Annotated in this window: 22 protein-coding genes; 12 read left to right on the forward strand and 10 right to left on the reverse strand. The window is 59.4% G+C overall.

Translation table 11 applies throughout. The features are described 5' to 3' along the window. The 3 genes from GSQ82_RS25850 to GSQ82_RS25420 form a co-directional block, all read right to left on the reverse strand. Window positions 1–84 (reverse strand): twin-arginine translocation signal domain-containing protein (locus GSQ82_RS25850; RefSeq protein WP_158794901.1); only part of this gene is annotated, 84 nt, incomplete at its 3' end. 216 nt (window positions 85–300) lie between these two features. Further along, the gene (locus GSQ82_RS23420; RefSeq protein ID WP_254061874.1) at window positions 301–2,112 is read right to left on the reverse strand and encodes a 1,4-alpha-glucan branching protein domain-containing protein; all 1,812 of its coding nucleotides are present in this window, start codon (window positions 2,110–2,112) and stop codon (window positions 301–303) included. Between the two features lie 181 nt (window positions 2,113–2,293). After that, window positions 2,294–3,418, reverse strand: a complete 1,125-nt coding sequence (locus GSQ82_RS25420; RefSeq protein WP_158794672.1) for a BON domain-containing protein — start codon at window positions 3,416–3,418, stop codon at window positions 2,294–2,296. 504 nt (window positions 3,419–3,922) lie between these two features. Between GSQ82_RS25420 and GSQ82_RS23430 the strand changes: the two genes are divergently transcribed. After that, window positions 3,923–4,318 (forward strand): YtxH domain-containing protein, encoded by a 396-nt coding sequence (locus GSQ82_RS23430; RefSeq protein ID WP_158794673.1) that lies wholly within the window; start codon window positions 3,923–3,925, stop codon window positions 4,316–4,318. 105 nt (window positions 4,319–4,423) lie between these two features. Next, window positions 4,424–4,996 carry a hypothetical protein gene (locus GSQ82_RS23435; RefSeq protein ID WP_158794674.1) on the forward strand — a complete coding sequence of 191 codons (573 nt, stop codon included), beginning with the start codon at window positions 4,424–4,426 and terminating at the stop codon, window positions 4,994–4,996. A 31-nt stretch (window positions 4,997–5,027) separates the two neighbouring features. Here the strand turns inward: GSQ82_RS23435 and mnmA are convergent, their stop codons facing one another. Beyond that, window positions 5,028–6,146 carry a tRNA 2-thiouridine(34) synthase MnmA gene (gene mnmA / locus GSQ82_RS23440; protein WP_256370113.1) on the reverse strand — a complete coding sequence of 373 codons (1,119 nt, stop codon included), beginning with the start codon at window positions 6,144–6,146 and terminating at the stop codon, window positions 5,028–5,030. Between the two features lie 243 nt (window positions 6,147–6,389). Beyond that, window positions 6,390–7,070, reverse strand: a complete 681-nt coding sequence (gene rpiA, locus GSQ82_RS23445; RefSeq protein ID WP_158794675.1) for a ribose-5-phosphate isomerase RpiA — start codon at window positions 7,068–7,070, stop codon at window positions 6,390–6,392. Between the two features lie 309 nt (window positions 7,071–7,379). Here rpiA and GSQ82_RS23450 point away from each other — a divergent pair, with 309 nt between their 5' ends. Together GSQ82_RS23450 and GSQ82_RS23455 are read left to right on the forward strand one after the other, a co-directional pair. After that, on the forward strand, window positions 7,380–8,963 hold the full coding sequence (locus GSQ82_RS23450) for an FAD-dependent oxidoreductase (RefSeq protein WP_158794676.1): 1,584 nt from the start codon (window positions 7,380–7,382) through the stop codon (window positions 8,961–8,963). 37 nt (window positions 8,964–9,000) lie between these two features. Continuing rightward, window positions 9,001–9,486 (forward strand): RidA family protein, encoded by a 486-nt coding sequence (locus GSQ82_RS23455; protein WP_254061876.1) that lies wholly within the window; start codon window positions 9,001–9,003, stop codon window positions 9,484–9,486. A 183-nt stretch (window positions 9,487–9,669) separates the two neighbouring features. Here GSQ82_RS23455 and GSQ82_RS23460 read toward each other — a convergent pair whose 3' ends face one another. Continuing rightward, window positions 9,670–9,945 (reverse strand): hypothetical protein, encoded by a 276-nt coding sequence (locus tag GSQ82_RS23460; RefSeq protein ID WP_158794678.1) that lies wholly within the window; start codon window positions 9,943–9,945, stop codon window positions 9,670–9,672. 174 nt (window positions 9,946–10,119) lie between these two features. Continuing rightward, complete coding sequence (locus GSQ82_RS23465; protein ID WP_158794679.1) at window positions 10,120–10,293, reverse strand: hypothetical protein; 174 nt, start codon at window positions 10,291–10,293, stop codon at window positions 10,120–10,122. Window positions 10,294–10,442: 149 nt separating this feature from the next. Between GSQ82_RS23465 and GSQ82_RS23470 the strand changes: the two genes are divergently transcribed. Then, window positions 10,443–10,823, forward strand: a complete 381-nt coding sequence (locus GSQ82_RS23470) for an iron-sulfur cluster assembly accessory protein (RefSeq protein ID WP_158794680.1) — start codon at window positions 10,443–10,445, stop codon at window positions 10,821–10,823. Between the two features lie 487 nt (window positions 10,824–11,310). Here GSQ82_RS23470 and GSQ82_RS23475 read toward each other — a convergent pair whose 3' ends face one another. Further along, a complete protein-coding gene (locus tag GSQ82_RS23475) occupies window positions 11,311–11,865 on the reverse strand; it encodes a TetR/AcrR family transcriptional regulator (RefSeq protein ID WP_158794681.1) in 555 nt (184 codons plus the stop codon). A 193-nt stretch (window positions 11,866–12,058) separates the two neighbouring features. Between GSQ82_RS23475 and GSQ82_RS23480 the strand changes: the two genes are divergently transcribed. Further along, complete coding sequence (locus GSQ82_RS23480; RefSeq protein ID WP_158794682.1) at window positions 12,059–12,604, forward strand: carboxymuconolactone decarboxylase family protein; 546 nt, start codon at window positions 12,059–12,061, stop codon at window positions 12,602–12,604. Window positions 12,605–12,740: 136 nt separating this feature from the next. Then, window positions 12,741–13,637, forward strand: coding sequence for an RluA family pseudouridine synthase (locus GSQ82_RS23485; protein ID WP_158794683.1), 897 nt, complete (start codon window positions 12,741–12,743; stop codon window positions 13,635–13,637). A 312-nt stretch (window positions 13,638–13,949) separates the two neighbouring features. On the opposite strand, the gene GSQ82_RS23490 is transcribed toward GSQ82_RS23485, so the two are convergent. Next, the gene (locus GSQ82_RS23490) at window positions 13,950–15,587 is read right to left on the reverse strand and encodes a DHA2 family efflux MFS transporter permease subunit (protein ID WP_158794684.1); all 1,638 of its coding nucleotides are present in this window, start codon (window positions 15,585–15,587) and stop codon (window positions 13,950–13,952) included. A gap of 153 nt (window positions 15,588–15,740) precedes the next feature. Here GSQ82_RS23490 and GSQ82_RS23495 point away from each other — a divergent pair, with 153 nt between their 5' ends. From GSQ82_RS23495 to GSQ82_RS23510, 4 genes are all read left to right on the forward strand, one after another. After that, window positions 15,741–16,325: a TetR/AcrR family transcriptional regulator gene (locus tag GSQ82_RS23495; protein WP_158794685.1), complete on the forward strand. Its 585-nt coding sequence runs from the start codon at window positions 15,741–15,743 to the stop codon at window positions 16,323–16,325. A gap of 131 nt (window positions 16,326–16,456) precedes the next feature. Then, window positions 16,457–17,659, forward strand: coding sequence for a type II secretion system F family protein (locus GSQ82_RS23500; protein ID WP_158794686.1), 1,203 nt, complete (start codon window positions 16,457–16,459; stop codon window positions 17,657–17,659). A gap of 33 nt (window positions 17,660–17,692) precedes the next feature. Beyond that, window positions 17,693–18,379 (forward strand): DUF2959 family protein, encoded by a 687-nt coding sequence (locus GSQ82_RS23505; RefSeq protein WP_216847165.1) that lies wholly within the window; start codon window positions 17,693–17,695, stop codon window positions 18,377–18,379. A 50-nt stretch (window positions 18,380–18,429) separates the two neighbouring features. Beyond that, window positions 18,430–18,918: a hypothetical protein gene (locus GSQ82_RS23510; protein WP_158794688.1), complete on the forward strand. Its 489-nt coding sequence runs from the start codon at window positions 18,430–18,432 to the stop codon at window positions 18,916–18,918. Between the two features lie 4 nt (window positions 18,919–18,922). Here the strand turns inward: GSQ82_RS23510 and GSQ82_RS23515 are convergent, their stop codons facing one another. Beyond that, a complete protein-coding gene (locus GSQ82_RS23515) occupies window positions 18,923–19,486 on the reverse strand; it encodes an HdeD family acid-resistance protein (RefSeq protein WP_158794689.1) in 564 nt (187 codons plus the stop codon). 260 nt (window positions 19,487–19,746) lie between these two features. Here GSQ82_RS23515 and GSQ82_RS23520 point away from each other — a divergent pair, with 260 nt between their 5' ends. Continuing rightward, entirely contained in the window at window positions 19,747–21,381 is a 1,635-nt protein-coding gene (locus GSQ82_RS23520) for a GspE/PulE family protein (RefSeq protein WP_158794690.1), read from the forward strand. Window positions 21,382–21,443: the final 62 nt, after the last annotated feature.

The following is a 21,443-nucleotide window of genomic DNA, read 5'->3' on the forward strand; positions in this document are numbered from 1 at the left end:
GGGGAGGGTGGCGGCGGCTCCTGCGGCGAGGGTGCCGAGGAGGAAGTGGCGGCGGTTTGGGTTGGGTTGGTTGTTGGTGGACATGCGTTGACGTGATTGCTAGAGAAGGATAGGCAGAGGCAGCAACAACTGCAAAGGCAGCAGCAGATCCCTACGGAATGACAAACAAAAGGGCAGGCAAAAGCAACGACAATCGCAACAGCAAAGACAACCGCAGATCCCCTGCGGGGATGACAACAATGGGACAAGCAACGGTAAATAACGAATTACAACAACCGCGATGGCGGGACGACAGATGGGTTAGGCGGTGACGGCGGACTCGGTTTGGGATTCGATGCGGGTTTGGTGGGCTCCGGCTACCCATAGGCCGGGGTCGATGTCGGGAAAGACGCCGTCACGGCGTTCGATCTCGGCGAGGCGGCCCTCTTCTTCGAGGTGGATGCTGCCGGTGGCGTCGAAGCTCTGCCAGATGGCCTTGATCTCGTTGAACTGGTCGTTGTGGGTGAGGAAGCGGATCTCTGCGTAGTCGCGGGCGGCTCCGGTGGTGATGAGGAACTGCCAGTCGGAGGATTCGAGGAGCAGGAGTTCGCGGCAGAGCTGCTGCATGATGCGAAGGCCCTGGGCGGAGTTGCGCCAGTGGCCGGCGGTGCAGACCTCGCGGGTGTACAGCTCGGCGGGATAGATGTGGGTGTAGGTCCAGGAGGTCTCGGGATTCATCCAGACCTGGTTGTTGCCCTCAGCTCCCCAAGAGCCTTCGTGCATGGCGATGAAGCCAGCACGAGGATATTTTTCGAGGTATTCAGAGCAGCTGATGAGCTGGATGCCGGTGTTGTAGTCGTGCAGATTGCGGGCGATGGCTTCGAGCCAGTAGGGGCCTTCGAACCACCAGTGGCCGAAGAGCTCGGCGTCGAAGGGGGAGCATAGGATCGGCGGGATATTGTCGTTGAAGCCGGACTTGAGGGCCTCGTAGACGAGATGGACGAAGTGGGCGGCGTGAGACTTGGTGCGCTCGATGGCTTCGAGCGGGTAGTAGGGCTGCTTGTCGCCCATGTCGACCTTGGGGCCGGTAACGCGCCAGTAGCGATGACCGCCGGGCCAGCGCTTCTTGTGGAAGTCGAGATAGACGCCGTCGCCTGGATACCCGGTGTCGCCGGACCAGACCTGAACGCCGGTGCGGGGGTCGCGGGGGAAGATGGTGGTGGCGAAGCGCTTGTCGGACGCGCCGTCGGGACCGTGGTAAGGACCATCGACGTAGTAGGGCTGGTAGAGCGAGCGGTAGTTGGCGTGGGTCATGCGCTCGGTCTGCTCGTCTGTGGGGACGGCTCCTTTGAGGAGTTCGTACGGCGAGGGAACGCGATGGCCTTCTTCGACGAGGTGAGTATCGACGAAGAAGAAGTCGATGTCGGATTCGGAGAGGGCCTGCTCGACGCCGATGCGGTTGAAGCCGGGGGGCGTGGGAGTGCCGTCGGCGTTGGAGACAGGGTAGTTCCAGAAGCCGGCGGGACGGTAGCCGCACTCAGGTGCCCAGATGCCCTTGGGGTGTTTGCCGATGTGGCGGATGTGGGTGGAGACGGCGGTGCGGATCTGGGCGCGGACGCTCTCGTCGGTGCCGAGCAGAGGCATGTAGCCGTGGGTCGCACCGCAGGTGATGATGTCGATGAGGCCGATGTCGTTGAAGTGGCGGAAGCCGGCGATGATGCTGCCGTTGAAGTGATTGAAGTCTTCGAGGGCCTGGGAGAAGAAGCGATGCCAGAAGCGGGCGGTCTCGGCAAGATGAGTTTCGCCGGACTGGATGAAGAAGGCCTCGTCTTCGCGTGCGGCTACGATCTTGCGGGTGACGTAGTTGGGGAACTCGGCGATGAAGACAGGGTGCGAGAGCTGCTCGAGGAGGATGGGGGAGAGATTGAGATTGCAGTTGAAGCGGATGTTGTCGCGCTCAAGATTTTTGAGGACGCGGAGGAGCGGAAGATAGGTTTCGGCGGCTGCTTCGTGGAGCCACTCCATGCCATGGGGCCAGGTGCCGTGGTTGACCACGTAGGGAAGATGCGCGTGCAGGGTAAAGGTGAGGAATCCTGCTGGGCGGGACGCGTTATCGACCGATGCCTTCGTCAAAGCGGAGTACCTCATTTGGAGATTTTCGGTAGGGGCAGCATGTGCCACGTCTGAGCGGGCTCTGCTGCGTCGAGTTTACACCAGCCTGAAGCGGGCGCCGTTCGCGTCTAAAAACTCCAAAGATAAACCTTCCGGTTCAACGCTGGAGACGCTGTTAATAGCTTTGATGCAAAGAACGCGCTTACTGCTGCGGAAGATTTGCCGGCCTAGGTTGAAGGTCGGGATTGGTGGTGGTGGTGTCGTTGTCCTTGACTGGAACTTTGAAAGACAGAGTGTTGGTGAGGTGGAAGCGTACGAGGGTTTCGGCTGGGATCTGGACCTGCTGACCGCGGGTGATCGTGTTGACGCCTGCGCCTGCACCGCCTCCGGCTGCGGCTCCGATGGCTGCGCCTTTGCCTCCGCCGAAGATGCCTCCGAGGATGGCTCCGACGGCTGCGCCTCCGCCTACCTTCTCGGCGGTGTTGGCTCCGCGGCCCTTGCCCTGAACGCTGTAGGGCTCGGTGGTGATGGCCATCTTTTCGCCGTGGCGATTGAGGGTGGTGAGCTCTACGGTGAGGAGCGAGCTGCCTTTGTAGTGGGCGGCCTCCTGCACGGCGGAGACGCGGCCGGAGACGGGCGTTCCCTGACGGACGGCGACGAGACCGTCGACCAGGACGTCGGTGGCAAGGACGCCGGTGAAGGTGTCACCCTGCTGGGTGGTGGCGCTGTCGAGGGTCTGGGTGATGCGGACGGGAAGGACGGTGTCCGGAGTGAGGGTGATGTTGTGGAAGGCCGGGGGTGGTGGAGGTGGTGGCGGTGGAGGTGGCGGCGGCGGGAGTTCCTGCGGGGGCGGCAGTGGAGCTGCTGCTGCTACTTCGGCGGGCGGAGGTGGTGGAGTCGGCTGCTTACGGACTACCGGGGCGGGCTTGGGTTTGGCGACTGGCGTCTTTTTGGGTGTGACGGGGATTGGTGGCGGAGGTGGGGGCGGGATAACGGCGGCGGTTGCGGCTGGCGTGGGCGGTTGGACGGTGAGGTTGTTGACGACAGTCTTGATGCCGGGGACCTGGGAGGCGTCGGCTGCGGCGAGGGAACGGGCGGCTTCGTTGCTTACGGTGCCGTTGAGGGTGGCGATGCGAGTTTGAACGGAGGACTGGATTGACTCGGCGCTGAGGGCGCCGTCGGAGGCGATGCGGCTTTGCAGGGCGGCGGTGAGGCTGGCGTCGTCGGTCGGCGGGGCGGTCTTGCATCCAGCGAAGCCGAGGACGAGCGAGAAGATGGCGGCGGCCATGATGACGCGGGGCGCGGAGGGAGATTTTTTGTCGTGCATGGTGGTTCCTTTCGTGCCTGGAACGATCTCGTACTGCGAACACTCTAAATGACTAGAGTAATAAATCTGATGTTGCGTTGAGGGAAGGTTCAGAGTGGAGGTGCTCGCGCGCCACGAGTTATTGATTCATAGGGAACTGACTATGGGGCTTTGAGGCTAAGTTCTGTCATTGAATATGACGCAGCGGAGGATGGAAGGTGACAGATAAGTGTGGACGGCGAGTTGGATGGAGGAGATAGGTGGGAAGATCTACGGATGGGCGACAACAGAGTTGAATGTGGGCGGATTGGGAGGTTGATGGGAATGAGTTGGGGTTGGCGCAACCTAATTTGATACGCGGGCATCTTCTCCAGAAGAGTATTTGTGTGCGGTAGGGCGGAATATGAAGCTGGGTGCCGGAGCGAGGTTTCAAGCTTTCGTCTGGCGCCACTGAAGTGTTCGAATTTGAGATATAACAGCGGAGGAAGCAGATTCCGCATTTGATGCCTGAACAGGAGAATGAGCATGTCCGATAATGACAACGATAGCGGCGTAAGTGGATTGGGATGGTTTCTTGCGGGACTTGGTGTAGGCGCGCTGGTAGGGGTTCTGTATGCGCCCAAGGCCGGTAAAGAGACACGCGAGGATCTGGTAGCGAGTGCTCTGGATGCGAAGGATCGGGCGGCGGTGCTGGCGCAACAGGCACAGGACCGGGCCGCAGACTTGACAGCGCAGGGTAAGCAGCAGGTAAACGAGTATGTGGACCGCGGCAAGGAGTACTATGAGCGCGGACGGACGCAGTGGTCCCAGTATGTCGAGAAGGGCAAGGGATTGGTGCAGGAGCAGCATGATAAAGTTTCCGCTGCCATCGACGCGGGTAAGGATGCGTACGCTAGCTCGACGGGCGAGTCGCACACATAACGATTGATTTCGCAGCAATGGCCCGGTCAGCCTCTTCGGGTTGGCCGGGCCTTATGATTGTTGCTCAGAGTTTTTCTGGAAGATTTCTGGGAGAGAAGAGACGATATGGAAGCGATACGGATCGTAGGAATTTGGATGCAGGACCCGGACTCGCTTTCGTCCGGTAACTCGAAGCTGCTGATGTTCTTCGTGGGGATGGTCGCGGTTGCGATGACGGGTCAGGCGATTGCCCTGATCGTGATGGCGATTGGCGCGGCGAAGGCGAGGAAGCGTGGGCTGGAGATCGCGGAAGAAGTTCGCGCGAAGGCGATGCCTATCTTCCACGATGCGCATGAGATGATTCGCGACATGAGCCCGAAGATCAAGGTGATTACGGAGAACTTTGTGGAGACTAGCCATGTGGTGCGGGCGAAGGCTCAGGAGTTCGACGTGACCGCTGCTGATGTGAACGCGAAGACGCGGGCGCAGGTAGCTCGGGTAGATGGCATCGTGACTTCGGCTTTGAATACGACTGCGGAGATCTCGGAGGCGATTCAGCGTGGCATCAAGATTCCGGTGCGCGAGGTGTCGGGTCTGCTCAATGGGCTGAAGGCAGGGCTGGATGTGCTGGTTGGACGGGCGAAGGGCTTTGGCTCCGAGCGTACGAGTGCGCGCAGGGATGTAGATCAGGGCTGGTAATTTTTCGAACAGTTTTTATAGTAAGTACGGGTTAGATAATCCAACCACCTCCGACCACCTCGTCTTCCTGATAGAAGACGGCGGACTGGCCGGGGGTGATTGCACGTTGGGGCTCGTCGAAGAGGGCGCGGACGGTTTGGTCGTCGACGCGGGAGAGCGTGGCCATGGCCGGGGTGTGGCGATGGCGGACCTTGATGCTGACGCGGATGGGGTCGGTGAGCGTGGGGATGGAGATCCAGTTCAGGCGGTTGGCGCGGAGATCGCGGGAGAGGAGATCTTCGTCGGAGCCTACGGTGACTTTGTGGGAGTCGGGATGGATGGCGAGGACGTAGAGCGGATTGACGGAGGTGAGGCCGAGTCCTTTGCGCTGGCCTACGGTGAAGCTCTGGATGCCTTCGTGGTGGCCGAGGACCTCGCCGGTGGTGGTGACAAGCTCGCCTGAGGTGTCGGGGAGGTCTTCGCCCTGCTCGTCGAGGTAGGCCTTGAGGAAGGTGTTGTAGTCGCCGCCGGGGATGAAGCAGATCTCCTGGGAGTCGGACTTTTGCGCGACGGCGAGACCGGCTTCGGCGGCCATGATGCGGACGGCGGGCTTCTGCATCTCGCCGAGTGGAAAGAGGGTGCGGCTTAGCTGATCCTGCGTGAGGCCGAAGAGGAAGTAGGTCTGGTCTTTGGACTTGTCTTCGGGGCGGGCGAGGATCCAGCGCTGACGGGTTTCGTCGAAGTGATTGCGGGCGTAGTGTCCAGTGGCTATGCGGTCGGCGCCGATCTGGCGGGCGGTGGTGAGGAGCTGGTCGAACTTGAGGTGGTTGTTGCAGAGGGTACAGGGGATGGGGGTGCGGCCGGCGAGGTACTCGGCGACGAAGGGCTTGACTACGTCGGCTTCGAAGCGGTCCTGCTGGTTGACGACGTAGTAGGGGATGTCGAGCTGCTCGGCTACGTGGCGCGCGTCGTAGACGTCGTCGATGGAGCAGCAGCGGCCCTGGACGGCTTCGGGCATGCCTTCGTGTCCGGCGAGGCGGCGCTGGTTCCAAAGCTGGAGGGTGAGGCCGACGAGTTCGTGGCCCTGGGAGCGCAGGAGTGCGGCGACGGCGGAGGAGTCGACTCCTCCGGACATGGCGACTGCGATCGTGTTGTTGGGCTCGGTGGGCACGCTGTCTTCTATTTTCGCAGATTTCGGGTTTTGGGATGATTTTGTCCTGCCGGATGGGCCGCCTGCTCGGCGGGAGGTCACTTCGTGACTTGTATACCCCTTCGGGTGGTCCTCCCGTTGGTCGGCACGATGATGATTCCGACCAGCGGGAGGACCTTTCCTGATGATGATTGCGTGACCGGTATACGCGTCACGAAGTGACCTCCCGCTGAGCAGGCGGCTCGTCCGGCAGGACATGGTCATTTAAGGGCGGTGCAGCTGTGTGATCTTGCCGTCGTGGGCGAGGATGACGACGCTTGCCATGTTGATGAAGAGGCCGTGCTCGACGATGCCGGGGGTGTCGCTGAGCTTGCGTGCGAGCGATGCAGGATCGGGGATCTGGCCGAAGTGGCAGTCCAGGATGTGATGGCCTTCGTCAGTGATGAAGGGACCGCCGGTGGGCAGCTGGCGTACGCTGACGGTTGCGCCGAGGGCTTCCATCTCTTTTTTGACGAGGGGTTGCGCGAAGGTGATGACCTCGATGGGTACGGGGAACTTGCCGAGGACGGCGACCTGTTTGCTGGAGTCGGTGACGATGACGAGCTGGCTGGAGGCGGAGGCGACGATCTTTTCGCGCAGCAGTGCGCCTCCTCCGCCTTTGATGAGGCAGAGTTGAGGATCGAACTCGTCGGCTCCGTCGATGGTCACGTCGATGTGCTGGACCTCTTCGAAGGTGGTGAGGGGAATACCGAGGCTTGAGGCGAGATCGCGGGTCTGCGATGAGGTTGGGATGCCACGGATGGCGAGGCCAGCCTTGACGCGTTCGCCGAGGAGACGAACGGCGTAGGCGGCGGTGGAGCCTGTGCCCAGGCCTACGATGTTGCCGTCGCGGATGAAGCTAAGACTGGCGAGTGCGGCGGCTTCTTTTTCCTGATCGTTGGCCATGACGCGTATCTCCTGCGAAGTAGGTTGCTGTTGCCATGATATTCGAGTCGCCGGATGGGCGTGAGGGATGCGAAATAAAGCTGAGCCTCAAACACTTTTTTGCGGTAGAGTAACGACATCATTCTCAAATCTATCTGTGGCGTTTGGGTGCGCGGTTGCCGCGTTATCTGAGTTGCGATTCTTCTTTATTTCCGGTGGCTCTATCTTCCGGTAGTTGGGCTTCCTCTTTTCGGTTGTCCGATTGCTTGGCTGTTAAAGACGCCGTGTTGAACGAAGTGCAATTTCACTGGAGTCGGTCGGAGGAGTTGGATGGGAATTTCGCGGCGGGATTTTCTGATGCGTGTTGGGCAGGCCGGTGGGTATGGCGCTGCATTTGCGACGATGCAGTCCTTGGGACTGATGCCGATGAAGGGTGCGCTGGCGGAGCCGATTCAGGCGATGGCTGGGTCGGGCACGGGTGTGAAGGTCGTGGTGCTGGGCGGAGGCATCGGCGGACTGGTTTCAGCGTACGAGCTGAAGAAGCTTGGATATGAGGTGACGGTGCTCGAGGCACGGGAGCGTCCGGGTGGGCGCAACTGGACGGGGCGTGACGGCACGGTGGTGGAGTTCGTGGATGGGACGAAGCAGAAGATCAGCTGGGAAGATGGCAACTATCAAAATCTTGGGCCGGCGCGGCTGCCGAGTACGCATTGGACGATGTTGGGATACTGTCGCGAACTTGGTGTGCCGCTGGAGGTGGAGATCAATACTTCGCGTTCCACGCTGCTGCAGAACGATAAGGCGAATGGTGGAATGCCGGTACCGCAGAGGAAGGCGATCAACGACACGCGCGGGCATGTGTCGGAGTTGCTGTCGAAGTGCGTGGCGCAGGGTGCGCTGGATGCCGACGTGAGCAAGGAAGATCGCGAGCGGATGACGGCGTTTCTGAAGATCTATGGTCCGCTGGATGCGCAGGGGAAGTATGTAGGGTCGGACAGGGCGGGTTTAAAGACGGCTCCGGGTGCGGGCGGACAGATGGCTGTTCCGGAGGCGCCGCTGGATATGCGGGTTTTGCTGGATGAAGACTTCTGGGAGGATCTGTTTGTCGAAGAGGACTGGGATTGGCAGGCGACGATGATGCAGCCTGTGGGAGGTATGGACCGGATCCCGTATGCGTTTGCAAAGTCGCTGGGGCCGATTGTGCAGTACAGCTCGCCGGTGACGGAGATTCGCAAGACGGCGAAGGGCGTTCGCGTCTCTTATACGCAGGACGGTTCGAGCAGGCAGGTGGAAGCTTCGTACTGCATCATCGCTCTACCGTTCTCGATGTTGAAGAAGATTCCAAATGATCTTTCGCCATCGTTCAAGAAGGTAGTGGAGGAGAGCAAGATGGGCGGCGGCTATAAGATCGCGTGGGAGAGCAGGCGGTTCTGGGAGCAGGACTACAACATCTATGGCGGACTGTCGTACCTGATGGAGGGGCCGAGTCCGATATGGTATCCGTCGTCGCGGCTGATGCACCCAACGGGGATTGTGGTATCGGGTTACGACGACGAGGTGGATAAGCCGTTTTACAAACTGACGATGCAGGAGAAGTTCGATGCTTCGCGAGCGTCGATGGAGAAGATTCACCCAGGACATGGCAAGGAGCTTAAGAACCCTGTGTTCTGCGGATGGCGACGGGTGAAGTGGAATGAAGGCTCGTGGATCGGCAGCTACGGTGGAGGGCCGAGTGGATACGATGTGATTATCCAGGCGGATGGGCCTCTCTACTTCGCGGGCGATACGGCAAGCCATGTGGTGGGGTGGCAGGAGGGTGCGGCGCTGAGTGCGCGGCGAGCGGTGGGTATGATCAGCGAGAAAGTGAGGATGGCGAAGATGTCCGGTGCCGCAGATGGTGCGGTGATGAGCTAACGATTTTTTGCAAGCAGACAGGGAGAGATGGATGACGATGAAGAAGATAGTGATGGCGGCGGTTCTGGTGTCTGCCGCGTGTGGGATGCAGGCGCAGGTTGTGGTGAAGCATCTGCAGCCGAACGAGAAGTCTCCGATTGCGAACGGCGTGTGGGCGGGAGATACGCTTTATTTGAGCGGACAACTGGCCTCTCCGGTGACGGCTGCGGATGCGGCGAAGGGAACGGCCGCTGTGTATGGCGACACGAAGACACAGTCGTTGAGCGCGTTGAATAAGATTCAGGCTTTGCTGAAGGAGCAGGGGCTGGATATGAAAGACGTGGTGAAGATGACGGTGTTTCTGGCAGGGGATCCGGCGATGGGAAACAAGCTGGACTTTGCCGGGCTGCAGGGAGCGTATACACAGTTCTTCGGGACGACGGATCAGCCAAATAAGCCGGCTCGCAGCGCGTTTCAGGTTGCTGCGCTGGCTGCTCCATGGGCTCTGGTTGAGATTGAAGTGATTGCGGTGAGAGGGAAGTAATTTTGCGAATCATTTCACGCGAGCTGGACTTGTTGTGAGGCGAGATCTCTTTGTTGTGACGTATAACGCTTAATGGATCAATGAGAAAGAGCCAGAGGCTGAGAAGCTTCTGGCTCTTTGTACTTGCGACAGATTAGTCCTGAAGCCGGAGAGCGTGGACGGTGTCGACGTCTCTCTGTCTTCTTACTTGGTGAGGTGCTGCCAGGCGTCGTAGGTGAAGATGCCGACGATGCCGGCGGTCATGGCTGCCGCGGCCACGCCGAGGACGCGGACGAACGGTTGAATTTGATTGACCTTGCGGACGATCTCGGTCTGGACTTGCTGCTCGTGGGTCGGGGCTTCGCTGAGGAAGAGCTGATCTTCTTCGTAGCGGGTCAACTGGCCCTTGTAGGCGAGGAGCGCGAGGAAGCAGGCCGCAATTGCCGCCCAGATGATCAAGAGAATGGGTAGAACGCTCATAGGGGTTTCCTCCACCCTGTGACAGGGCTGATGAAATCGGAAGGCTGCGCCCTCTGATGAAACGGATGTGTTTGCTCAGAGAACCGCAGGTCGTCCGCCGCCATCATACTCTCTGTCAAGGAGCACGAGACAGCTATTTCCGGGAGGGATAAGGCTCGACAGCAGCGCGGCTCGTTAGTGGCGTGAGGCCCAGTGGATGGCGATGGCGGCGATGACGGCGACAGTGGAGACGACGGCGCAGAGCATGATGACGATGAACCAGGATGCGCGTCTTTCGGCCTGTGGGGAGGGCTTGGTGATGCCCATGGTGTTGATGAAGGCGTTGGCGATAAACTGCAGGATCTTCATGCTTTCTTCTTTCGTTATATGGGCGATGATAGCAGGGGTTGAATTGCTGAATCGGATGGGTGTGAATTGCATCTATAAGTCAGGGCTTGCCGCGACGGTGGCTGGCGCATACACTTAAAGATGTCTGAAGAAGACAAGGAGATCTGCCGATGGCTACTGCAACCGTTACCCCCGAAGTTGTTGTTGGGACACCCGCTTCGACCACGCCTGTGACTCTGACCCCTGCCGCGATTGTTAAGGTTCGGGAGATTATGGCGACACAGAGCCCGGTACCTGCGGGTCTTCGGATTGGTGTTGTGGGTGGTGGATGTTCTGGATTCCAGTACTCGATGTCGTTCGAGAACCAGAGCGGCATGATGGACAAGGTTTATAAGTTCGAGGATCTAAAGGTGTTTGTGGACGCTACCTCGGCAATGTATCTGAGCAACTGCACGGTGGACTATGTGGAGACGCTTGAGGCTGCCGGGTTCAAGTTCGAGAATGCCGCGGTGAAGTCGACCTGCGGTTGCGGTTCGAGCTTCAGCGTTTAGTTTTAAATTGCAGAAAAAGTCCCTGGCTGGTGCCGGGGACTTTTTTGCGTTTAACGGGTGTTTTTTGAGGGTGTTTTGGGAAAAGACCTTGCTACGCGGTGGTTTTTGGGTGGTGAGTTGTGGTGATTCGTGTGGTGGTGATGGTCTTTTGGCAGGCGTCTTTTGTAGGCCGAAAGATACGCCACGGTTTCAGGTTTATTTTTAGGGGGTTGCTGCGAGGGTGGTTTCGAGGTCGAAGGCGAGGTATTAGGCACTCTGTTTATGGATTACGGGTGTGATTGAAGTTGTGCCGCTTCAAAGATTGGGCTATCCGGTTTGCTGAAGACAGGCAAAGGCAGAAGCAGATCCCTGCGGGACGACAGACAAGGGACAGGCAACGGCAAGGACAAGAACAACCGCTGATCCCTACGGGAACAAACAAAAGTACAAACAAAAAGGACAGGCACCTACAACCGCAGATCCCTTGTGGGGATGACAAGCGAAAGGTTTAGGACAAGAGGGCGGGTAGCTCGTCGAGAGATTTGCGAAAGGCTTTGGTGTCGCCGAGGACGCGGCCGACGATGAGGGATCCTTCGATCTGGATGATGGCTTGTTCGGCTCTCTTGCGGGCCTCGGCGCTGGGCAGACCGCTCTCTTTTGCGATGTCGGTGAAGGCTTTGATCCAGGCCTGAAGTGCGTCTTTGAGGGCGCCGGCGAGTTCGGGGCTGCCGCCAGCGAGGGAGAGCACCTCGAAGGCGCAGGGAAGGGTGCCGTCGTCGTAACAAGCTCGCAGCTGCTCGATGGCGGTGCGAAGTTTTTTGCGGGGATCTCCCGGCTCTTTGAGGGGCTCGAAGACGTTCTGCCGCAGCCATGCGTGCGTTCCCTGGGCTACCGCAAGTGCAATCTGCTCCTTTCCTCCGGGGAAGCGGTGGTACAGGCTCGCCTTCTCGAGTCCGGTCGCCTCTGAGAGGCGTGCGAGGCTGGTTCCTTCGAAGCCGTACGTACGAAACACTCCGGCAGAACGGATGAGGAGCTGCTCGTCGCTGATGGTCGAGTGCGCCATGTTGGATCTCCCTTCGCTTCGACTTTCTTCGTTCCCGCTTCTTTAGAGTATCCCGATCGTTCGTTCGCTTCATTTTCGAGGGACAGTGTCAATAAGCAAAGAATCTCTGAAACTTTACCGATCGTTCGGTATCAAACGGGATGAGTCAGAAGTTGAGGCTTGCAGCTCAATCGAATCAACGAGGAGAAATTTTATGTCGCGTCTTTCCGCTATCGATCCAAATGTTGCAACCGGTAAGGCAAAGGATCTGCTTACCGCTGTCCACGGCAAGCTCGGAATTATTCCAAACATGACGAAGGTGATGGCAAACTCGCCTGCTGTGCTGGAGGGGTATCTGGGGTTGAGTGGTGCGCTGAGCCACGGTCTGCTGGACGCCAAGACGCGGGAGGAGCTTGCCCTGGTGACGGCGCAGGAGAATCATTGCGATTATTGCCTCTCGGCTCATTCGGCTATCGGGAAGATGGTTGGGCTGACGCCGGAGCAGATTGGCGAGGCTCGCAATGGACATGGACAAGATGCGCGCATTACCGCTGCGCTCACGTTTACGCGTCGTGTCCTGGAGACTCGTGGAGAGATAAGCGATGAGGATCTGGCTGCGGTTCGCGCGGCTGGTTTCAACGATGGTGAGGTGGCGGAGATTATCGCTCACGTTGCGCTGAACGTGTTGACGAACTACTTCAACAAGGCGGCGCAGGTGGAGATTGATTTTCCGAAGGTTTCGTTCGCTAAGGCAGGCTGACGATTGGTTGGGCCGCGTGGCCCGCGTATCGGAGAGAGCTTCTCCGGTGCGCGGCCTGCGAAGCTTAGTGGCTTACGGAAACTTTGGCTGGTGCTTTGAAGCTCTTGGCAGATGCGATAGCTTACACTCAAGCCACATGCTCAACCGGGGCTATGCCTATACCTCCATCATCAGCAGCAAAGATCATGGACGAACCCTGCTCTCGCACCTGGCAAGCCTTTACCCGCACTCAACCCTACAAGCCTGGCAACAAAATCTGGACAACGGCGAAGTCACCGTCAACGGCGTCATCGCCAACGGAAGCGAATCGCTCACTTCAGGCCAAACGCTTGTCTGGAACCGTCCCCCGTGGATCGAACCAGACTCTCCTCAGCACTTCGAGGTTTTGTTTGATGACGCCCATCTGTTGGCCGTCAACAAACCCAGTGGGCTGCCGACCTTGCCCGGTGGCGGCTTCATGGAAAACACTCTGCTGCGCCTGGTGAAAAAGCAAAGCCCCAACGCAAACCCTGTCCACCGGTTGGGCCGAGCCACTAGCGGCATCGTCCTCTTCGCCAAGACACCGCAGGCGGCCTCGAAGCTAACTGCAGACTGGAACACACTCAGAGTTCAAAAGGTCTACCGGGCGCTGGCTCAAGGCGTTGCACAGCAGGACGCCTACGAAATTCTCACGCCTATCGGCCTCGTCCCGCACCCGCTGATCGGTTCGGTGTGGGCAGCCAGCCCAAGTGGCAAGCCGTCGAAGTCATTGGCGAAGGTGGTCTCACGCACGACAAGCACCACTACATTTGAGGTAAGCCTATATTCAGGCCGCCCTCATCAGATCAGAATCCATCTGGCATCTATCGGCCATCCGCTGGTAGGCGATCCTCTGTATGGCTTGAGCGGCCAGCCTCTCGAAGATCTCCCCGGCCTGCCGGGCGATGGAGGATATCTTCTGCACGCTCAATTTCTAAGGTTCCAGCACCCCATCACCGGAGAACAGATCGATCTTGAGGCAGCTCTGCCGTCGGGATTCGCCTTGCATCTTTAGGTTCACGCGGAGATCAAATTTAGATGGCCGTTGAAAGCTGTGCGATCACGCCATTCGAAATTCTCATAAAGCGAGTTTCGTAACACTTCGATATGGGTGGTTGAGGGAACACACGCGCCGATCTTTTCTGCGCTGCACGGATAGATCCCCTGACGTCGGCTTGTGGGTGGTCATTCGCGAGAGCGTTTAGAGCGTTGGGTTTGATTGTCGGTTGTGGCTGGGGTGAGGAGTGATAAAGGCGTGCTGCGCGCACGGCGCGATCTGCCATCGAGGCAGACGCGCCCTTGGCGCCTATCTTGCTAGTGGTTGGCGCTAGTGATTGGCGGAGGGGCCGCCGGCTGGTTTGAAGCTCTTGGTGAGCAGGACGATGGGGGCGGCGACGAGGGTGATGACGCCGATGATGTGGAAGCAGTCCATGAAGGCGAGGAGCTGGGTCTGGGCGTGGAGCTCGTTGTAGACGCGACCGTAGGCGGCGGTGACGGCGTCGGCAGGGGAGAAGCCGTGGGATTGCAGGTAGGCGGAGGTCTGGCGGATGTTCTGCTGGAGGGCTCCATTTGAAGCTGCGATGTTGGAACCGACGCGCTCCTGGTGGAAACTTTGGCGGCGGTCGGAGACGGTGGTGATGAAGGCGATGCCGAAGCTACCGCCCCAGTTGCGGAAGAAGTTGGTGAGGGACGAGGCCTTGTTGTTCTGCGCGGGGCTGAGCTGCGAGTAGGCAATGACGGAGAGCGGGACGAAGAAGAATCCGTAGCCGAGACCCTGGAGGGCGCGGGCGAGGGCGTAGTGCTTGTAGTCGGTGTCGAGGTTGAAGTGGGCGTAGTGGAGGAAGGACATCCCGACGATCATGACAGCTCCGAAGAGCAGGATGCGGGGCTTGACGATGCCGCGCTGGACGAGCTGCGCGCCTACGGGGGCTAAGAAGGTGATGACGAGTGCGCCGGGCCCGAGGACGAGGCCTGCGTCGATGGCGCGGTAGCCGTAGAGGGACTGGAGGAGCTGCGGGATCATGGTCGTTGAAGCGAAGAGGCCGAAGCCGAAGATGAAGTAGAAGAAGTTGGCGATGGCGAAGTTGCGGACTTTGAGGAGGCGGAAGTCGATGATGGGGTCGGGGACGTGGAGCTCCCAGAAGACGGCGGCGGTGAGGCAGCCGATGCCGACGACGAAGCACCCGATGATGAAGTGGGAGCCGAACCAGTCGTCGATCTGGCCGCGGTCGAGGAGGACTTCGAGGGCCGCGGAGCCGAGGCCGACGAGGGCGATGCCGATGCCGTCGACGCGGAGCTTGCCGTTGACACGGACGGTCTTGCGCTCTTCGGCGTAGGCGGGTGGGTCGTGGACGAAGCGGTTGGTGAGGAAGAGGGAGAGGAGGCCGACGGGGATGTTGATGAAGAAGACCCAGCGCCAGTTGTAGTTGTCGGTGATCCAGCCGCCGAGGACGGGGCCGATGGCGGGGGCGGTGACGATGGCGACGGTGTAGAGGGCGAAGGCAGAGGCGCGTTTGGCGGGAGGGAAGGCGTCTACGAGGATGGCTTGCTCTACCGGGGCGAGGCCGCCTCCGCCGATGCCTTGAAGGACTCGGGAGAGGAGCATGATGCCGAGGGTCGGGGCGATGCCGCAGAAGAAGGAGGTGATGGTGAAGAGGGTGACGCAGGCCATGTAGTAGGTCTTGCGTCCGAAGACGCGGGAGAGCCAGGCGGACATGGGAAGGACGACGGCGTTGGCGACGAGATAGGTGGTGAGGATCCAGGTGACTTCGTCGTAGGAGCGGCCGAGACCGCCGGCGATGTAGGGGAGGGAGACGTTGGCGATGGAGGTGTCGAGCAGCTCCATGAAGGTGGCGAGGGTGACGGTGAGGGCGATCACCCAGGGGTTGATTAACGGGCGCAAGGGCGCGGAGGCTTTGGCGGGCGGGATAGCCTGGACCGGGTTGCTGAGGGTGGCGGTGGCCATGGTTAGCGAATCTCCTCCAGAGCCGGATGACAGGGCTCGTACAAAAGAGACTGGATGGTCTCTTTAAGCATCTGATTCCTGAGAAGGGCACTTCGGTGCGGATTTGGTTGGATTTTCTTGCTGGTAGGATTTCGGAGGGTGGCTGGAGGGGATATGAACAAGGGTGAGCTGACGCGGCAACGGATTATCGAAGAGGCTGCGCCGATCTTCAATCAGCGGGGATTCGCTGGGTGCTCGATGCAGGACGTGCTGGAGGCGACGGGGCTGGAGAAGGGTGGGGTGTATCGGCACTTTGCCAGTAAGGAAGAGCTGGCGGCGGAGGCGTTTCAGTATGCCTGGGGGCGGGTGGTGAAGGAGCGGCGGCAGGGGCAGGATGCGATCCCGGGCGCGGTGGGGAAGCTGATTTATACGGTGAGGCGCTTTGTGGAGACGCCGGGTGTGCTTCCGGGGGGATGTCCGCTGATGAATACGGCGATTGATGCGGATGATGGGAATCCGGTGCTGCGCGGCCTGGTTTGTGCGGCGATGGAGGATTGGAAGGCGCGGCTTGCAAGCATTGTGGAGGAGGGGATTGCGCGTGGGGAGATTCGGGTGGGGGTGGTGCCGCGACGGGTTGCGAACACGATGATTGCGGCGCTGGAGGGGGCGCTGATGATCAGCCGGTTGGAGGGGAATCGAACGGCGGTGCAGGATGCGGGTGAGGCGCTGGAGTTGATACTGGGTGGGCTTGCGGCTTGATGGTGCTTGGAGGCGAGAAAAATCCCCGATTGATGTCGAGGATTTTCTTGTTCGTCCCGCCTCAGAAACAATCTTCGGGAACGTCTAAGATGGACAGGTGAGTCTTAGCTGGGACGGGTGCCGTAGGGTTTATGACTGAGTTTGTGGTGAAGCTGGCGGATGAGCGGGGGAGGGTGCAGGAGCAGAGTCATGCGGCTGCTACCGCGGAGGAGCTGCGGGCCCGGTTTACGCAGGCGGGCTACTACGTCTATTCGGTGAAGGCGCGGAGCGTGCTGGGGTCGGGTTCGAAGAAGAAGGTGAAGCTGGAGACGTTCCTGATCTTCAACCAGCAGTTTTTGACGCTGATCAAGGCGGGGCTGCCGATTCTGGGGTCGCTGGAGCTGCTGGCGCGGCGGCAGAAGCTGCCGAACTTTCGGGCGCAGTTGGAGGATGTGACGACGCGGGTGAAGACGGGTGAGTCGATCTCGGAGGCGTTCGAGGCGCAGGGCGGGTTTCCGATTGTGTATACGACGACGCTGCTGGCGGGGGAGCGGTCGGGAAATCTGGAAGAGGTGTTGCAGCGGTTTCTGGACTTTCAGAGGGTGTCGCTTACGTTTCGGAAGAAGTTGAAGGCGAGTCTGATCTATCCGGCGCTGCTGGTCATCATGGTGATTGGGCTGTTCATCTTTTTGATCACGTTTGTGGTGCCGAGGTTTGCGCAGTTGTATGACCAGCTGGGGACGAAGCTGCCGGGGTTGACGGTGTTTCTGCTGAATCTTGGAAAACAGGCGCAGAGCTATGGAGTGTATGCGGCTGCGGTGGTGGGGGCGGTTGGATTTTTGATCTATCGGTGGTCGAAGACGGATGCGGGGGCGAATCTGATCGATAAGATTCGGATCTCGCTGCCGGTGTTTGGGCCGGTGTGGCTGAAGTACCAGGTGGGGCTGTTTTCAAGGACGCTGTCTACGCTGCTGACGGGCGGGCTGCCGCTGGTGCCGTCGCTGGAGACGGCGGCGAAGTCGATCGATTCGCGGCAGATTGCGTTGGCGGTGCATCGGTCGGTGGAGACGGTGCGCGAGGGTAAGGGGCTGTCGGTGAGTTTGCAGGCGACGAAGGTGTTTCCGGAGTTGGCGATCGAGATGATCGAGGTGGGCGAGTCGACGGGTGCGCTGCCGCAGATGTTGAACTCGGTGGCGGAGTTCTTTGAAGAGGATGTGCAGACGAACCTGACGGCGGCGATGAGTCTGATTGAGCCGGCGATTCTGATCATGATGGGGCTGGTGGTGACGACGATTTTGATTGCGTTGTATCTGCCGATCTTCAGTTTGAGCGCGGGAACGGGCAGCGGGCAGTAACGGCGGTTACAATTCGTCCAGCGACGGAGGTGTGTGCCTGTGGTCTCTGGAATTGGGATTCGACGATATTCGCTGGGGCGGATGGCGGCGCTGGGGCTGGTGGCGGTGCTGCTGGGTGGGTGTACGAGCTCGTACTACAAGGCGATGAAGACGTTTGGGCGCGAGAAACGGGACATTCTGGTGTCGCGGGTGAAGGACTCGAAGAAGGATCAGCTGCAGGCGAAGGAGCAGATCAAGACGACGATGGAGTCGTTCCAGGAGCTGACGGGGTTTCAGGGTGGGTCGCTCGAGAAGAACTACAAGAAGCTGAATGGAGAGTACGAAAAGGCTGCGGACAGTGCGCAGAAGCTGCATAACCGGATCGACTCGATCGATCAGGTGTCGAACGATCTCTTCAAGGAGTGGCAGAAGGAGATCGACGGGATGGAGAACAAGAAGCTGAAGGCGCAGTCGGCGGTGATGTTGCGGCAGTCCCGGTTGAGTGAGGCTTCGTATGTGAAGTCGATGCGGCAGACGGAGGCTCGCATGACACCGGTGATTACGGCGTTTCGGGACCAGGTGACGTTTCTGAAGCACAATCTGAATGCGCGGGCGATTGGGTCGCTGAAGGGGACCTCGGCGAAGATGTCGACGGATGTGGATGTGTTGATGGTGAGTCTGGATGGGTCGATGGCGCAGGCGGATTCTTTGATTGCTTCGCTGAATGCGGATCAGCCTTAGATTTCAAGCTGGAGGAGACTGTGTCTCTCAGGGGCAGAGTTAAGCGGATCTTGATCGTAGGTTGTTTCGGTTCGATGATCGTCGTTCCGTTTGCAGGATTCGGTCAGGCAGAGACGGAGGGGTCTGACACCTTGGTGACCTCGCATCTCGCTGCGCCGATAAAGGAACGTATCTATCGGGAGTTGAAGGAAGAGTTTAGTGACGGCGGCGGTCTGGAACGATCCGTGCTGGACGCTTTCCCGCTGAAGATGATCAAACTAGGTCCGAATGGAAAACAGGGGATACGTATTTGGGGCAGCGGGAAAGACGGTGTACTGGTATGCGGTGCGACGGGGAACTGCCCGGTCTGGGTGTTTGATCCAAAGACGGGCGATCTTTTGTTGTCGGCAAATGGGTGGGAGCTCACCTTGGAGAGCACGCGTCACAATGGCCGCTATGACTTTGTGACGCGACACAATATGAGCGCAGACACGGGTATTCGTGACTGGTACCAGTTTGATGGGCACGTCTACAAGCAGGTCCGGGAGACAGAGTATTAGGCTGCTAGGCGATGCGGTTGAGGACGCGTTTGGCGGCGAGTGAGAGCATGAGGCGGGAGAAACCGCTGAAGATCATGCTGAAGCCGACGAGCGTGCCGATGACCCAGACGGAGCTGGCGGGCCAGGAGCGCCAGATCATGATGGCGAGGATGAGGGTGATGACGCCGTCGACGACGAGCCAGCCTGCGCCGTGACGGGGGCGGAGCTGGAAGAACTGGATGAATTCGACGATGGCCTCGAAGAAGAGGTAGCAGGCGAGGATGAGGGTGAGGGCCAGGAGCGCGTCGAGCGGGTGGAGGATGAGGTAGACGCCGGTGAAGAGGTAGACGGCGCCGATGAGAAGCTCCCAGATGCGGCCGCCGGTGGTGTGGGTCTTGAAGGCGAAGACGAGGTGGGTGATGCCGCTGAAGATCATGGCCCAGCCGAAGAAGAGGGTGATGGCGATGCCGGAGAGCGAGGGAATGAGAACGGCGAAGAGGCCGGCTACGATGAGCAGGATGCTGAGGGCGATGGACCAGTTGACGGCTTTGGGGGCGAGTGCGGAGAGGGTGGCGGGTGCGGTGCTCATGGTGTGCTCCTGATGGGTTTCCTAGTGTGCTCGCGGGGGGAGCGTGTTGAGGGGCTTGAGCTTATGCCGGGAGGATACCATAGGAGCCGATTGTGCTGAATAATAAGAGATGTTCCCGATGCGAGTGAGTGATGGGATTGAGTTTTGCCGTTTATCTTGACCGAGGCTGGTGTGTGGTCGTAGGCGGGGCGGCTTTGACGCGCAGGTTAAATGACGCGAAGGTGTGAGTAACAGTTGCAGGGAAGAGGAGTCTTACGCATATGGCAATAGCACCGTTGGCGATACCGATCAATGAGGCGGGGATGGGCGAGGTGGAGCGGGCGCAGCTTCTGGCCCGGCGCTACCATGCTGACTTCGTAGACCTGAAGAACTTCAAGATCTCGCATGAGCTGTTCAAGAGCGTGCCGGTGGACATGATGTTCCGGTACAACTTTGTGCCGCTGGAGCAGATGGAGGGGCGGCTGGCGATTGCGGTGTCCGATCCTTCGAAGCTGATGGTGCTGGACGAGATCTCGGGGCTGCTGGGGCAGCGGCTGGCGACGCGGGTGGCGACGCTGAGCCAGATCACGGAGCTGTTGAAGAAGACGGAGCAGAGCCAGCGCGTGTTGGATGAGGCGAGCGAAGGGCTTGCGTTCGACGTGTTGACTGGGGATGACAACCAGGACTCGAATATCTCGATTGAGCGGCTTACGGGCGAGGACGATATCTCGCCGATTATCCGGCTGGTGGATACGACGATCTTTACGGCGCTGGAGCGTAGAGCGAGCGATATTCACCTGGAGACGTTCGACGATTCGCTGCTGGTGAAGTACCGGATCGACGGTGTGCTGCAGCAGGCGATGGCTCCGATTGCGCGGGAGCATCACCAGACGATTCTTTCTCGTATCAAGGTTATGTCGGAGCTGGATATCGCGGAGCGGCGCGTGCCGCAGGATGGACGGTTTCGGGTTCGGTACAAGGGTAGGCTGATCGACTTTCGCGTGTCGATTATGCCGACGGTGCATGGCGAGAACGCTGTGTTGCGCGTGCTCGATAAAGAGTCGATGTCGGAGAAGTTCAAGTCGCTGTCGCTGGATGTGGTGGGTTTTGCGGCGAAGGATCTGGAGCGGTTTCGGCGGTACATCAAAGAGCCGTACGGGATGGTGTTGGTGACCGGGCCTACGGGTTCGGGTAAGACGACGACGCTGTATGCGGCGTTGAACGAGATCAAGTCCGAGGAAGACAAGATCATCACGATCGAAGACCCGGTGGAGTATCAGATTCGCGGGATTACGCAGATTCCGGTGAACGAGAAGAAGGGTTTGACGTTTGCGCGAGGGTTGCGGTCGATCCTGCGGCATGACCCGGACAAGATTCTGGTTGGAGAGATCCGAGATGCGGAGACGGCGCAGATTGCGATCAACTCCGCGCTGACGGGGCATCTTGTGTTTACTACAGTACACGCGAATAACGTGGTGGATGTGCTGGGGCGGTTTTTGAATATGGGAGTTGAGCCTTATAACTTCGTCTCGGCGCTGAACTGCATTTTGGCGCAGCGGCTGGTGCGGCAGGTGTGTGAATTTTGCGTGAAGGATGTGCACTACAGCGACGCCGAGTTGCAGGCGAGCGGGCTGGATCTGCAGGAGTGGCGGGGCTTCAACTTTCGCGAGGGACCGGGCTGTATCGAGTGCAATGGGACCGGGTTTCGTGGACGGTCGGCGATTCATGAGCTGTTGGAGCTGGATGACGAGATTCGCGAGATGCTGCTGGCGAAGAAGCCGGGAAGCGAGATTCGGAAGAAGGCAAAGCAGAAGGGAATGGCGTTTTTGAGGGACTCGGCGCTGGAGCGGGTGAGAGACGGAATTACGACGTTGAAGGAGATCAACAAGGTTACGTTCATCGAGGCGGGCCGGTAAGAGGGCGTTGCACTGGATGTGGGGATTGGGAGTTTGTTTTCAGGCAAGGTAGTGAGCAAGGT

The sequence above is a fragment of the Granulicella sp. L60 genome, assembly GCF_009765825.1.
Classification (GTDB): Bacteria; Acidobacteriota; Terriglobia; order Terriglobales; family Acidobacteriaceae; genus Edaphobacter.

Excerpts from the sequence above, each read along its gene's own strand:
- GSQ82_RS23465 (WP_158794679.1), bottom strand. The coding sequence starts at position 10,293 with ATGAAGATCCTGCAGTTTATCGCCAACGCCTTCATCAACACCATGGGC.
- GSQ82_RS23475 (WP_158794681.1), bottom strand. The coding sequence starts at position 11,865 with ATGGCGCACTCGACCATCAGCGACGAGCAGCTCCTCATCCGTTCTGCC.
- GSQ82_RS23495 (WP_158794685.1), top strand. The coding sequence starts at position 15,741 with ATGAACAAGGGTGAGCTGACGCGGCAACGGATTATCGAAGAGGCTGCG.
- GSQ82_RS25420 (WP_158794672.1), bottom strand. The coding sequence starts at position 3,418 with ATGCACGACAAAAAATCTCCCTCCGCGCCCCGCGTCATCATGGCCGCC.
- GSQ82_RS23430 (WP_158794673.1), top strand. The coding sequence starts at position 3,923 with ATGTCCGATAATGACAACGATAGCGGCGTAAGTGGATTGGGATGGTTT.
- rpiA (WP_158794675.1), bottom strand. The coding sequence starts at position 7,070 with ATGGCCAACGATCAGGAAAAAGAAGCCGCCGCACTCGCCAGTCTTAGC.
- GSQ82_RS23480 (WP_158794682.1), top strand. The coding sequence starts at position 12,059 with ATGTCGCGTCTTTCCGCTATCGATCCAAATGTTGCAACCGGTAAGGCA.
- GSQ82_RS23470 (WP_158794680.1), top strand. The coding sequence starts at position 10,443 with ATGGCTACTGCAACCGTTACCCCCGAAGTTGTTGTTGGGACACCCGCT.
- GSQ82_RS23450 (WP_158794676.1), top strand. The coding sequence starts at position 7,380 with ATGGGAATTTCGCGGCGGGATTTTCTGATGCGTGTTGGGCAGGCCGGT.
- GSQ82_RS23485 (WP_158794683.1), top strand. The coding sequence starts at position 12,741 with ATGCTCAACCGGGGCTATGCCTATACCTCCATCATCAGCAGCAAAGAT.
- GSQ82_RS23520 (WP_158794690.1), top strand. The coding sequence starts at position 19,747 with ATGGCAATAGCACCGTTGGCGATACCGATCAATGAGGCGGGGATGGGC.
- GSQ82_RS23490 (WP_158794684.1), bottom strand. The coding sequence starts at position 15,587 with ATGGCCACCGCCACCCTCAGCAACCCGGTCCAGGCTATCCCGCCCGCC.
- GSQ82_RS23435 (WP_158794674.1), top strand. The coding sequence starts at position 4,424 with ATGGAAGCGATACGGATCGTAGGAATTTGGATGCAGGACCCGGACTCG.
- GSQ82_RS23460 (WP_158794678.1), bottom strand. The coding sequence starts at position 9,945 with ATGAGCGTTCTACCCATTCTCTTGATCATCTGGGCGGCAATTGCGGCC.
- GSQ82_RS23515 (WP_158794689.1), bottom strand. The coding sequence starts at position 19,486 with ATGAGCACCGCACCCGCCACCCTCTCCGCACTCGCCCCCAAAGCCGTC.
- GSQ82_RS23500 (WP_158794686.1), top strand. The coding sequence starts at position 16,457 with ATGACTGAGTTTGTGGTGAAGCTGGCGGATGAGCGGGGGAGGGTGCAG.
- GSQ82_RS23455 (WP_254061876.1), top strand. The coding sequence starts at position 9,001 with ATGAAGAAGATAGTGATGGCGGCGGTTCTGGTGTCTGCCGCGTGTGGG.